At 28.0% G+C, this 13,654-nt stretch carries 12 protein-coding genes; 8 read left to right on the top strand and 4 right to left on the bottom strand.

The annotated features are described in order from the left end of the window. Positions 1 to 286: 286 nt before the first annotated feature. The gene (locus tag ACH2BO_RS12460) at positions 287 to 871 is read right to left on the bottom strand and encodes a non-canonical purine NTP diphosphatase (RefSeq protein WP_395045060.1); all 585 of its coding nucleotides are present in this window, start codon (positions 869 to 871) and stop codon (positions 287 to 289) included. Between the two features lie 757 nt (positions 872 to 1,628). Here ACH2BO_RS12460 and ACH2BO_RS12455 point away from each other — a divergent pair. Further along, positions 1,629 to 2,891 (top strand): aminotransferase class I/II-fold pyridoxal phosphate-dependent enzyme, encoded by a 1,263-nt coding sequence (locus ACH2BO_RS12455; RefSeq protein WP_395045059.1) that lies wholly within the window; start codon positions 1,629 to 1,631, stop codon positions 2,889 to 2,891. Positions 2,892 to 2,979: 88 nt separating this feature from the next. After that, positions 2,980 to 3,435 carry a hypothetical protein gene (locus tag ACH2BO_RS12450; RefSeq protein WP_395045058.1) on the top strand — a complete coding sequence of 152 codons (456 nt, stop codon included), beginning with the start codon at positions 2,980 to 2,982 and terminating at the stop codon, positions 3,433 to 3,435. Positions 3,436 to 3,697: 262 nt separating this feature from the next. Here the strand turns inward: ACH2BO_RS12450 and ACH2BO_RS12445 are convergent, their stop codons facing one another. Together ACH2BO_RS12445 and ACH2BO_RS12440 are read right to left on the bottom strand one after the other, a co-directional pair. After that, positions 3,698 to 4,816 (bottom strand): GTP cyclohydrolase, encoded by a 1,119-nt coding sequence (locus ACH2BO_RS12445; protein WP_395045057.1) that lies wholly within the window; start codon positions 4,814 to 4,816, stop codon positions 3,698 to 3,700. Next, on the bottom strand, positions 4,816 to 5,787 hold the full coding sequence (locus tag ACH2BO_RS12440) for a transporter (RefSeq protein WP_395045056.1): 972 nt from the start codon (positions 5,785 to 5,787) through the stop codon (positions 4,816 to 4,818). Before ACH2BO_RS12440 ends, ACH2BO_RS12445 begins: the two co-directional genes overlap by 1 nt. Before the next feature lie 122 nt (positions 5,788 to 5,909). Between ACH2BO_RS12440 and ACH2BO_RS12435 the strand changes: the two genes are divergently transcribed. Genes ACH2BO_RS12435 through ACH2BO_RS12415 form a run of 5 tightly spaced genes read left to right on the top strand, consistent with a single transcriptional unit; the run spans position 5,910 to position 11,660 of the window. Beyond that, positions 5,910 to 6,179, top strand: coding sequence for a DUF4834 family protein (locus ACH2BO_RS12435; RefSeq protein WP_395045055.1), 270 nt, complete (start codon positions 5,910 to 5,912; stop codon positions 6,177 to 6,179). 46 nt (positions 6,180 to 6,225) lie between these two features. After that, entirely contained in the window at positions 6,226 to 8,679 is a 2,454-nt protein-coding gene (locus ACH2BO_RS12430; protein WP_395045054.1) for a YfhO family protein, read from the top strand. 43 nt (positions 8,680 to 8,722) lie between these two features. Continuing rightward, on the top strand, positions 8,723 to 8,878 hold the full coding sequence (locus ACH2BO_RS12425) for a hypothetical protein (protein ID WP_395045053.1): 156 nt from the start codon (positions 8,723 to 8,725) through the stop codon (positions 8,876 to 8,878). 5 nt (positions 8,879 to 8,883) lie between these two features. Further along, positions 8,884 to 10,200 carry a glycosyltransferase family 4 protein gene (locus ACH2BO_RS12420; protein ID WP_395045052.1) on the top strand — a complete coding sequence of 439 codons (1,317 nt, stop codon included), beginning with the start codon at positions 8,884 to 8,886 and terminating at the stop codon, positions 10,198 to 10,200. Continuing rightward, complete coding sequence (locus tag ACH2BO_RS12415) at positions 10,191 to 11,660, top strand: lipopolysaccharide biosynthesis protein (RefSeq protein ID WP_395045051.1); 1,470 nt, start codon at positions 10,191 to 10,193, stop codon at positions 11,658 to 11,660. The genes ACH2BO_RS12420 and ACH2BO_RS12415 overlap by 10 nt, the downstream gene beginning before the upstream one ends. Before the next feature lie 64 nt (positions 11,661 to 11,724). Here ACH2BO_RS12415 and ACH2BO_RS12410 read toward each other — a convergent pair whose 3' ends face one another. After that, positions 11,725 to 12,387, bottom strand: coding sequence for a hypothetical protein (locus ACH2BO_RS12410; protein ID WP_395045050.1), 663 nt, complete (start codon positions 12,385 to 12,387; stop codon positions 11,725 to 11,727). A 265-nt stretch (positions 12,388 to 12,652) separates the two neighbouring features. Here ACH2BO_RS12410 and ACH2BO_RS12405 point away from each other — a divergent pair. Then, positions 12,653 to 13,654 (top strand): M28 family peptidase (locus ACH2BO_RS12405; protein ID WP_395045049.1); only part of this gene is annotated, 1,002 nt, incomplete at its 3' end.

Below are 13,654 nucleotides of genomic sequence, written 5' to 3'. Positions count from 1 at the left end.
AATCGCTTTTTCTTGCACTTCTGACGGATTCTCAAATCCTAGATCTTTGATCGCCAGCAGTAACGATTCATTCAGACCTAATTGTTCAAATTTATTCATGTTATATTTTAAAATTTGGTGCAAAGGTAGGTTTTAAAAATCATTTAAACTAATTTGTTGTTTTTTGATTTTCAGTTGGTTATGAGTTAAGGGTTTTGGGTTAGGAGATAAAAAAACTATCTTAAGTAGGTTTTATAAAATAAATATGTTTAATAATTGTAAATAAATTGATTATTTAAATCGAAACTCACAATCCAAAATTCCTATCTAAAAACTCCACTAATTGTTTTACAGCAATTCCTCGATGACTGATTTTTGATTTTTCTTCAATGGAAAGTTCTGCAAAGGTTTTATTATATCCATCAGCAACAAATATTGAATCATAACCAAAACCGTTGCTTCCAATTTTTTCTTCAATAATTTCTCCGTTGATTATTCCTGTAAAAAAATTTTGGTTTTCATATAAATTCAAACAGATTACTGTTTTAAAATTGGCTTTTCTATTGGTTTCGTTTTTTAAATTCAATAACAATTTATTTATATTGTTATTATCATTTTTTGGTTCACCTGCATATCTTGCCGAAAAAACTCCTGGTTCACCATTCAAAATTTCAACTTCCAATCCTGAATCGTCTGCAAAACAATTGTAACCATATTTTTGAGTAACATAATTGGCTTTTAGAATTGCGTTTCCTTCAATTGTATCTGCAGTTTCTGGTATTTCCTCATAACATCCAATATCATTTAAGCTTAAAATTTCAAGTTTAGATGAAACTAATAATTGAATTTCTTTAATTTTATTAATATTACTTGAGGCAAACACTAGTTTCATAATTTGAATTTTATTTAAAAAAATATTACAAACTTAGTAATAAGAAAGTTATTTATTTTAATGTTTCTATTTTACTTGTTTATAAAAATCTGTTTTTTTAACAATATAAATTGAGTATGACAATAACTTTCAAAAGTTAAAAATTACATAAAACAACATGGATGAGGTGAAATATGAAGTTTTATATTTGTAAAAGTAGTATTAATCGAACATTTGTTATGTGAGAACTGTTTCGAGATAGCATCAAGATAGAAGTCACAACTTTGAAATTCTTTTATTAGAAATAAATAATAATTTTCAAATTATATTAATTTATTAAAATAGATATTTACATTTACTTCAAACTTGAGAAAATTATTAAGTTAAAGGTAAAATACAAGTAACTTTAATAGTTTTTTGATTTTATTATATTAAATAAGAATAATTATACAAATACACAGCAAATGTAACGCATTCATAATCAAAATGTTAAATATAAGTTAAATTAATAAATTTTAATAAAACAGACTCTAAAAAATTGTACATTTGAGTATGATTTTGATTAATTATTATAACAATCAGTTCTTTAAAGAACAAAGTTGTTAGAAGTCAAAGTATCGCAAGAAAAATGATATTGGTAGTAAATCAAAATTTATATTGGGAGATCTGTAAAAAGGTCTCCTTTTTTTGTTTTTTTAAGAAGAAATATTTTGAATTTTAATCATTATAATAAATTTAAATAATTACTTTTGCCACGTTTTAAAAACACTATTTTATTATGGTAAAAGATTTATTCGAAAGAATTCAAAACAATAAAGGTCCACTAGGAAAATGGGCATCTCAAGCCGAAGGTTATTTTGTTTTTCCTAAACTTCAAGGAGAACTTGGACCAAGAATGAAATTTCAAGGAAAAGATATTTTAAATTGGAGTTTAAATGATTATTTAGGTCTTGCTAATCATCCAGAAGTTCGTAAAGCCGATGCTGATGCAGCAATTGAATATGGTGCTGCATACCCAATGGGAGCAAGAATGATGAGTGGTCATACCGATGCTCACGAACAATTAGAAAATGAATTGGCAGCTTTTGTAATGAAAGAATCTGCTTATTTATTAAACTTTGGTTATCAAGGAATTTTATCTACAATTGATGCATTGGTTACAAAAAATGATGTAATTGTTTATGATGTCGATGCGCATGCATGTATTATAGATGGTGTTCGTTTGCACATGGGAAAACGCTTTACTTACCGTCATAATGACTTGGAAAGTATGGAGAAAAACCTACAACGTGCTACTAAATTAGCCGAAGAAACTGGCGGTGGAATTCTTTTTATTACCGAAGGTGTTTTTGGAATGAGAGGACAACAAGGAAAATTGAAAGAAATTGTTGAATTCAAAAAGAAATATAATTTTAGATTATTAGTAGACGATGCCCACGGATTTGGTACACTAGGAAAAACAGGTGCTGGAGCAGGAGAAGAGCAAAATTGTCAAGACGGAATTGATGTTTATTTTTCTACTTTTGCAAAATCTATGGCAAGTATTGGAGCTTTTATTGCTGCCGATAAAGATATTATTGATTATTTAAAATATAATTTACGTTCACAAATGTTTGCAAAATCGTTACCAATGATTCAAACTGTTGGTGCTTTGAAGCGTTTAGAGTTATTGAGAAATCATCCAGAATTGAAAGATAAACTTTGGGAAAACGTAAATGCGTTACAAACAGGTTTACGTTCAAGAAACTTTAATATTGGAGATACTAATACATGTGTAACACCAGTTTATCTTGAAGGAAGTGTTCCAGAAGCAATGGTTATGGTAAATGACTTGAGAGAAAATTATGGTATTTTCTTGTCGATTGTTATTTATCCGGTAATTCCAAAAGGAATTATATTGTTAAGAATGATACCAACAACCACACATACATTGGCTGATATTGATGAAACTCTAACCGCTTTTGAAGTGATACGTGAAAAATTAGTAAACGGAACTTACAAGAAAATTGCCGATGCAACTAAGGTTGACCTTGACGCATAATTCAAAATAAAATTTTAAAAGACAAAAATCCATTCAAAACTTTGAGTGGATTTTTTTTTGTATTTTTATAATTCTAAAATTGAAGGTTATGAAAAATAAAATTTTAATAATGGTAGTTTTTTGTTCGTTATTTTTTTCTTGTAAGAAAGCTGAAACTAAAGTTGGTAATTCTCCTAGCAATCAAGATCAGGAAGTTTCAACTAAAGAATGTTATGAATATGTAAAAAATAAAGATACTATTCAGTTAAAACTTAATATTAATAGTAAAACAGTTTCAGGTCAAATGACTTATAAATTATATCAAAAAGATAAAAATGAGGGAATAATTGAAGGAACAATGTCAGGTGATACTTTATTTGCAGACTATAAATTCTTGTCTGAAGGTAGTGAATCTTTTCGTCAAGTAGCATTTATAAAAAAAAATGGAAAAATAATAGAAGTTTATGGAGTTGTTGAAGAGAAAAATGGTAAAATAGTATTTAAAGATAAAAATAAATTGATTTTAAATTCAAAATTTGCCTTGAATTCGGTTAGTTGTAAATAACAAAAACCAGCTCTAAGAAGTATGTAAATATCATCTATTATAAGTTTAATTAGTTTTTTATGCTCTGCGATGGTCTTTGACCTCGCAGTTAAATTTAGTTAATCATTAATTTATTAAAATTTAATAAATACAAAACGATTTTAAATTATTATTTTATTTACTGCGAGATCAAAGACCATCGCAGAGCGTTATTTAGACTTCGCAAAGCTGGTATGACAATCGCAGACCATTATTTAGACATAGAATGGCTGGCTTTTTTTATTTACAACTGTTTACTATAAGTTCTTCGACGTTTAGAAATAACAGGATCAAAGTGTTTCCATAATTGTTGAACTGCAAGATTGTCTTCTAACTCAGGTGTTCTAATGCAATCTTTTATTCCTTTTTCGGTAAAAGTATTGTAGTATTCATTAAAGATAATTGCAGTAACTCCTTTATTTTGATAAAATGGTTCAACTCCAATTAGGTAAAATAATACTTCTTTACTCTCTTTTTTAGCTTTTAGCAAATGATAAAATCCAAATGGAAATAACTTACCATTAGCTTTTTTTAATGCTTCAGAAAAACTTGGCATTACTATACTAAAACCAACCATTTTATTGTCTTTATCCATTACAAATTTTATGTATTCTGGATTGATAAAACTAATGTACTTTTTCTTAAAATATTCTTTTTGAACATCTGTTATTGCAACAAAAGAAGACAAATTTGCATAAGAAGAGTTGAATAAATTAAACATTTCATCAACATATGGCATTATGTCTTTGGTTTTTGTAAAATTTAAAGGTTTTAGTTGGTATCTTTTTTTTATTAACTCTTGCGCTTTATAGAAAAATTCGGGTTTTACATTTTCAAAAGGAAATTTACTTTCTATATATTCTTTTTCTTTTACATATCCCAATTGTTCTAGATGTTCCTTATAGTAAGGATAGTTGTACCAAGTAATCATTGAGCCAATTTCATCATATCCTTCAATAAGAACTCCAACTTTGTCAAGATTTGAAAATCCCATTGGACCTTCAACATATTCTAGATTATTTTTTTTTCCAAGTTCATACACTTTTTCTAACAATGCTTTTGTAACTTCAATATCATCAATAACATCCCACCAACCAAAACGTACTTTCTTTTTGTTTTGATTGTTTACTTCATCCCAATTAATAATTGCAGCTATTCGTCCAACAATTTTGTTGTCCTTATAGGCCAAATAAAAATAAGCTTCGGCGTTTTCAAATGCTGGATTTATTGTTTTATCAAACGATTCTAATTCATCTTGAATTAATGGCGGAACCCAATAGGAATGGTTTTTATATATACTAAACGGAAACTTAACATACTCTTTTAATAATGCTTTTGTAGTTGCTTCTTTTATTGTAATCATTAGGGTTTTGTTAATTCTATTTCGTCTAATCGTTTTTTTGCCTTAGCTTTTTCTTTACCTTTTTTACTTTTATCCTTTTTCTTTTTTTCTTTTTTGGCTTTAATCATTACATCTTTATGATTTGTATCTGATCGCCATGAAATTCCAACTCCACCATAAACTATAGCAGGTGTTCCTTTATAATTTTTACTTATAGATGCATCAACTTGCAAATTTTTATTTAATAAATAGGCAGCGCCACCTCTAAAAATTACATCTGCATAGTAATCACCTTTTATAGCTTTGTTTTCAATAAAAGCCGACCATTGTTCATTAAAACCTTTCGTAAGTGTAATTATATATTCTAAAGACTGAAAATCAGTTCCAATTTTATCCATGAAAATATTTACTAGAAAAACATATCCATTTCCAAAATGACTTTGAGAAATAACCATAAATTTTGGACTAATAACACTTAAATTTTCTTCTTTAGAAATAAAAGGATTATTACTAAAATTCAAATTTACTCCACCATAAACTGCAACTGCTGGTATTAACTGTTTCCAATTGAATTTATGATTTGCTTTCCAACTGTATAAATTTACTTTTTCTACGGCATATTTAAAAGGATCATAAACCAAATATTTTACACCCATTGTTGATGATCGTAAACCAGTTCTTTTTAATGTTCCTAAATCATTTACATAACTATCATTTTGATAAGCAATTTCTAATATGGTTTCTAACTGTTCTTTGAAAATTCCATATCTTAAATTAAAATCTAGTCCAGTTCCATTAGCTTTATATTTTAAAACAGAGTGTTTTTCATTTAAAAAACTTAATCCAGATTCTATTTGAACAACCGTTTTTCCTACTGCAAATGCCGACATTGATTCGCCTGGTCGATTAGAATTTATAACATCAGTATGTTGTGCATAATTATTTTGTGAGCAAAAGATAATAATAAGTATTATTAAAAATTTTAATTTCATCTGGGTTTGTTTTAAGATTTCAAAAATAAGAAAATTAAATATATAATATTTTATTATTTATTTAAGAACATCTGTTAATTTTAAATCTAGGAATTTAGTATTTTTGACAAAAATTTTATGTTATGCAACAAGCTTCACCTTATGGGTTTTTAAAAGTAATATTAGGTATATTTGCTTTTTACTATATTTTTAAGTTTTTGGCTAGATTGTTTTTACCAGTTTTAGCCAAGAAAATGGTTACTAAAGCTCAGGAACATTTTGAGAATCAAATAAAAAACCAGCAAACCAATCAGCATCAAAATACTAATCAAACTACTGTAAATTCAAAATCAGACAAACCTCGCGAAACAAAAAAAGTTGGTGAATATGTTGATTATGAGGAAATTGATTAGTTTTTTTTTGATAATTAAAAAAGTATAAAATATTTAAAAGCATTATATGAAGTTACTTCAAAAGTTCTATCCGCATTTATTAGTAATTATTGGTTTTATTGTTATTTCGTTATTTTACTTTTATCCTGTTCTGCAAGGAAAAAAAATATACCAATCGGATATTGTTCAGTACACCGGAATGGCTAAAGAGCAAAACGATTTTAGAACTTCAGAAAATAGTGAACCCTATTGGACAAATTCAGCTTTTGGAGGAATGCCAACTTATCAATTGGGTGCAAAATATCCGCATGATTATATTGGAGATTTAGACGATACATTGCGATTTTTACCTCGACCTGCAGATTATTTATTTTTATATTTCTTTGGATTTTATATACTTTTACTAGTTTTAAAAATAGATCCACTTAAAGCATTTTTTGGAGCATTAGCGTTTGGACTTTCTACTTATTTAATAATAATTCTTGGTGTTGGTCATAATGCCAAAGCTCATGCAATTGCCTACATGCCAATGGTTATTGCTGGAGTTTTATTGGTATTTAAAAAACGATATATTGTTGGTGGATTTTTAACAATGCTAGCAGTTGCCTTAGAAATTAATGCCAATCACTTTCAAATGACTTATTATCTTTTGATGTTATTGCTACTTCTTGGAGGATATTATTTGTATAAATACATTAAAAATAAAGAGTTTAAACCATTAATGTATATTGGAATTTCTTTTGCAGTTGCATTAATTTTGGCAATAGGAGTAAACGCTACTAATTTAATGGCTACTAAAGAATATGCCGATTTTAGTACTAGAAGTAAAAGTGATTTAAAAGTTGATGAAACTGGTAATGCTAAAGTTGAAAATTCGGCTTTAAGCAAAGAATACATTACACAATATAGTTATGGAATTTCTGAAAGTTTTAATCTAATTGCACCAAGATTATTTGGTGGTGGAAGTATTGAAAAGTTAACTGACGATTCTAGCGTTTATAATTTTATGATTGGTTATGGTGCATCACCAGATGAAGCTAGGCAATTTACAGACAGTTACGGAATGACTTATTGGGGAAAACAACCAAGTGTTGCAGCTCCAGCATATATTGGAGCAATAGTTTTTTTCCTTTTTATACTTGGAATGTATCATGATAAACGCAAAATTAAATATGTTTTTCTAGCTGCAGCACTGCTGACTTTAATTTTGTCTTGGGGAAAAAATCTTTCGTTGGTAACTAATTTCTTTATTGATTATATTCCAGTTTATGATAAATTTAGAGCAGTTTCATCAATTCAAGTGATATTAGAATTGTGTATTCCTGTAATTGCAATTATTGGATTTCATTCTTTTTTTACAACCAATAAAGAAAAACAATGGTCAAGTTTATGGAAAGCAACAGCAACAGTATTTGTTATATTAATTGGCCTGTTTTTTATAAAAAGTTCTTTTGATTTTGTTGGTTCAATGGATAAACAATTATTGCAAATGTTTAGTCAAGGTCAAGATAAAGCATTTGGAATTGGATTTATAGACGCTTTAAAAGCCGATAGACAAAGTTTATATTCGGCTGATTTGTTGAGGTCTGGATTTGTTATTGCACTTGCCTTTTTGTTTTTATGGCTATACACTAAAAATAAATTGTCACAAACTACAACAGTTATTCTAGTTGGTTTGATAATGGTTTTTGATTTATTTTTTGTGGATAAAAACTATGTTGGTAAAGAAGATTTTGTAAGTGCTAGAGAAGTTGATGTTCCTTTTGAAGCAACTCCAACCGATTTAAAAATTCTAGAAGACAAAAGTATTTTTAGAGTTTTAGAAGTTGAAGGAAATTTATCTAGTTCAAGAGCATCTTATTTTCATAAATCAATTGGAGGTTATCATGCGGCAAAACCAAAGCGTATGCAAGAACTTTTTGATTATCAAATTGCCAAAAACAATATCGAAGTTATGAATATGTTAAATATAAAATATTTAATTCAAACTAACGATAAAGGCGAAACTTTTCCGTTGCCAAACCCAGAAGTTAATGGAAATGCTTGGTTTGTAAAAGAATTAAAAATGGTTAATTCTGCCGATGATGAAATGAAAGCATTAAATAAATTGGACACTAAAAATGTTGCTGTAGCAGATAATAGTTCCACTTCAATAATTAAATTTAAAGGAAATTCTAAATCATTTGAAAAAGATTCAACTGCTACAATAAAATTAACTAGTTACAAGCCAAATGATTTAATTTATTCTTCAAATAATAAAAAAGAAGGTTTAGCAGTTTTTTCTGAAATGTATTATAAAGATGGTTGGAACGCATATTTAGATGGAAAATTGTCTAATTATTTTAGAGCAAATTATGCTTTAAGAGCAATGCAAATTCCGGCTGGAAATCATAAAATTGAATTCAAGTTTGAGCCACAAGTTGTAAAAACTGGAAGCACAATTGCATTGATAAGTACTATTTTAATGTTTTTAATTTTTATTGGAGGAATTTATTTTAGAAGAGAAAAGTTATTGAAATAGTTAACGTTAATTTTGTAAATTTGACTTATTATTTTTGATGAAAATGAAGACAACTACATTAAATAATGCTCATCCATCTATAATGGAATCAAGATATATTGAAGAGATTAGAAAAATGTCGCCTCAACAACGATTTGAAAAATTGATGGCTATTATTGAAATCTCTTATCTTTTACAATCAGAAAAAAAAACTAATTAATAAATTTGGAAGTAGAAAAAAAAAAACTTTTAATCATTACTTATTATTGGCCTCCAGCTGGTGGTCCAGGAGTACAACGATGGTTAAAGTTTGTAAAATATTTGCCAGATTTTAATATAGAACCAATTGTTTATATTCCAGAAAACCCAACTTATCCAATTATTGATAAAGCATTAGAAAGTGAAGTTTCAAAGGATTTAATTATTCTAAAAAATAAAATTATTGAACCCTATCAGTTGGCAGGATTTTTTTCTAAAAATAAAACCAAAAAAATTAGTTCTGGAATAATTCCAATTAAGAAAAAACAAACTATTTTAGAACAAGTACTACTTTGGATAAGAGGAAATGTTTTTATACCAGATGCACGTTTTCTTTGGATAAAACCATCTGTGAAATATCTAAAAAAGTATATCATAGAAAACCAGATTGATACTATTGTAACTTCTGGTCCGCCACACAGTTTGCACTTAATTGGATTAAAACTGAAGAAAGAATTAAATATAAAATGGATAGCCGATTTTCGTGATCCTTGGACAACAATTGGTTATCACAAAGAATTGAAGCTATCATCTTATGCTGAAAAAATCCATAAAGAATTAGAAAGTAAAGTTTTAAATACTGCCGACACAATAATCGTAACAAGCAAAACTACCAAAACAGAGTTTGAAGCATTAACATCAAAACCAATTGAAGTAATAACAAATGGTTATGATAATGAAACATCATCAGATATTACTGAAAAACAAGTTTTAGATTCTAAATTTAGTTTGGCACATATTGGTTCTTTTTTGTCTGAAAGAAATCCAAAAATTTTATGGCAATCGTTATCAGAATTGGTTACAGAAATACCAAGTTTTGGTGCCAATCTCGAAATTAAATTAATAGGAGCAGTTAGTAAAGAAATTTTAACCACAATTTCTGATTATAAATTAGATGATTATGTAAATAATTTGGGATATGTTTCACATAATGAAGCAGTTTCTCATCAAAAAAAATCACAAGTTTTATTGTTAATAGAAATTGATTCTATAGATACTAAAAGTATAATTCCCGGAAAATTATTTGAATACATGGTTTCACAAAGACCAATAATTGCTCTTGGACCAAAAGATTCTGATTTTCAAGAAATTATTAAATCAACCAACACAGGCGTTTTCTTTGAATATCATGAAAAAGATGCTTTAAAACAATTAATCACATCACATTATAACTTATTTTTAGACCAAAACTTGAAAGTGTTTCCAGTAAATTTGCAACAATATTCTAGAAAAAACTTGACTGAAAAATTGGCAAAACTTGTAACTCCTATTTTATGGGAATAGTTAAAAATCAATCCATTAAAAACACAGTTATCACTTTCTTCGGATTTGGTATTGGTGCTATCAATGCATTATTTTTATACACTAATTTCTTAGGAAAATTGCATTACGGAATTGTTGCCACCATTCTGTCAGGCGCAAATATAATGATGCCTTTGATGGCTTTTGGAGCTCAAAACACCTTAATTAGGTTTTTCTCTCAATATAAAACAGAAAAAGAAAGAGAAGAATTTTTAACGTTCATGTTGTTCTTGCCTTTGGTCTTTATTATTCCAATTTCGGCAGTTTTTTATATTTTTTATGAACCAATTTCAAGTGGTTGGCTTAAAGAAAATCCAACTTTAACACCTTATTTTTGGCTCATTCCAATTGTGGGTTTATTCATGGCTTATTTTGAAGTGTATTATGCTTGGGTAAAAGTTCACATGCAATCGGTTATTGGAAATTTAATTAGTGAAGTTTTAATTAGAGTTATAGTGATGATGTTGCTTTTTGCAGTTCATTTTAATTTAATCGAAAAATCAACATGCATTTATGGAATAGCACTTGCCTATTTTACGCAACTTATTGTAATGAAACTTTATGCTATTTCGGTGAAAATGCCAGTGTTAAGATTTGTAATTCCTTTAAATATCAAAGAAATTGTTCAATATTCATTATTTATTATCGTTTCTGGTGGAGTTGCTGTAATGTTAGTTGATTTTGACAAAGTAATGATTCCGTTTTATAAAGATATTAGTCAAAATGCATTGTATGCTGTTGCCATTTTTATTTCAACTGTAATTATTGTTCCATACAGAGCAATGAATCAAATAGTTGCGCCAATTACTGCAAAATTAATGGCAGAAAACAAACACGATGAGTTGAATGATTTGTATAAAAAAAGTGCCATAAATCTTCAAGTCATTGGTGGTTTTATTATGATGCTTATTTTTTTAAATATCAAAGAATTATATAAAATAATTCCTGATGAATATAGTGGTGGAATCTGGGTTGTTTTTATGATAGGTTTGTGTAAATTCTACGATGTCTTGTTGGGAAATAATAATTCTATAATTGTTAATACAAAATATTATAGAACCGTTTTATTATTTGGAATTGCTACAGTAATTTTAATGATTGTTCTAAACGCAATTTTTATTCCACTTTACGGAATTGAAGGTTCGGCATTTGCAACACTAATAACCATTATTATTTACAATACAATCAAGTTGATTTATGTAGTCAAAAAAATGAATTTATATCCATTTACTATAAAAACGCTTTATTCTTTTGGAATTTTAATAGTTTGTTTTACTTTATTTTTCTTTTGGGAATTTCCTTTTCTTCCAATAATTAATATTGGTTTAAAATCAATTTTGATTACAATTTTCTATCTATTTTTAAATTATAAATTAGAAATTTCAGATGAAGTAAATCAAGTTGTAAATTCAATATTAAAGCGACTTAAATTTATTAAATAGAAAAATCCTGCTTCATCTTCCCAGAATCTGCAGGATTTTAAAAAAAAAACTAATCAATCAATCTCTATTTGTTTTCTTTTCTGTTTTCTTCTTTTTTATCATCTTCAATTTTAGCTTTTGAACCATCAGCTTTGTAGTAATAAGAGTCATTGTTATAGTTTTGAGAATAATTATTGTTGTGGTTATCATCATTATCATAATCTTGATTGTTTCCATAATAATTTTGTGTAAAACCATAATTTCTTCTTCCTTTTACACTTCCAAACATATCAACAATATCTCCTCTTCGGTTGTAAATAATTTGCAATCCACCAATTTGGGTTAAGGCAAATCTGTTGTATCTCATGTAAACAGTTCCAATTCTGTTAACTCTATCGTTATTGTCATAGTTTATAAAAGTGTTTCCAACTCTACGAACTCTACCAAAACTATCGTGTTCTATCATAGTACCAAAATTTGTTGGTCTATTATCTCTCCTAGAATCAGAACCTCTTTTTCCAGCACTTTTAAAGAAATATTCTCCTTGTGAATCATTTGGTCGAGTATTAAAATCAAAGTCACCATTTGCAAAAACAAAAAAATCAATTCCTCTTTCTGTAAACGAGATTGGCTCATCTAAGCTAAATCTTGTTGTTGTTCTCTCATCAGCAATTGTCAATACATCTGATGCTTTCGCTACACTTCCTACCAGTAAAATGCTAGCTACTAAAAGGGTAATTTTTTTCATAATCATTCGTATTTAAGGTTTGCTTACTCTTTCGATTTTCAGCTTCTTCGTTCAGAAAAATCTTTCTGATGTTTTGGATAATTCAATATGCATGCCAAGAGCATTAAATAATTTGTCAACGATTTGTTAATGATTTTTAACTTGTTGAAGTACCGAAAGTTGATTGAAGATATTGTGTTTTAAAATGTTTTAAATGATTACTATTATACTATGCTTTTTTTTTATATTTTTGTTGGCCATATCTAAATGTAACCTAAAAGACACTATGAACATTTTTAAAAGAATCCTATTTATAGTAATTATTACTTTGCTTAATACTACTTCATTTTATTCTCAAACCTATATTCCAGCTTATGCTACAGTTGTTAATCAATGTTCACAAGCAAACATTACTAACAATTTGACAGAATATGAAGCATTAGGTGTAAAACGAAGAGGAACTACAGCTTTGCAAAATTCATTAGATTGGTTAAAAGCAAAATATACCAGTTATGGATATACAACTAGTCAAATGCAAGAATATTCATATACTTATTCTGGTTCTCCTGCAGTATGTAAAAACCTTGTTGTTACTAAAGTTGGAACAGTTTATCCAAATACATTTTTAATAGTTTGCGGCCACTACGATTCAATTACAGGGACAGGAACTAACGATAACGGAAGCGGTGTTGTATCTATATTAGAAACCGCAAGATTGCTTCAAAATATATCAACTGAATATTCAATTAAATTCATCAATTTTAGTGGAGAAGAAGACGGATTAAAAGGAAGTCAAAATTATGTTTCGGCAATAGTAAATTCTACAACTCCAAAAATGGATATTCGTCTAGTTTTTAATCTTGATGAAGTTGGTGGTGTTGCAGGATTAGTAAATAATACAATTACATGCGAAAGAGATACTAGTTCTCCAACAACAAACAATGCAGCATCAAGTACTTTTACAAATCAATTAATGACTTGTGTTGGATTATATTCACCTTTAAATGCTTTTTTATCCTATGCTTATGCCTCCGATTATATGTCTTTTCAAAGCAATAATGAGATAATTACAGGTTTTTTTGAAAAAAATGAAACTACACACAAGCATACTGCAACAGACTTGTTGGTAAATATGGATCCAATTTATAACTACAATGTTGCAAAAGCTACAATTGGTGCAACAATGCACTTTGCAGTTGCAAGCACAACAACTTTAGGAACAGAAAATTTTAATTCAGATTTTCAAGTTAGTTTTTTTCCAAATCCTACAAAAGATAGCATAACAATA

This window comes from Flavobacterium sp. (assembly GCF_043773265.1).
GTDB lineage: Bacteria > Bacteroidota > Bacteroidia > Flavobacteriales > Flavobacteriaceae > Flavobacterium.
Note: the sequence above shows the minus strand (reverse complement) of the source record. Positions and strands in the feature narration are given on the sequence as shown.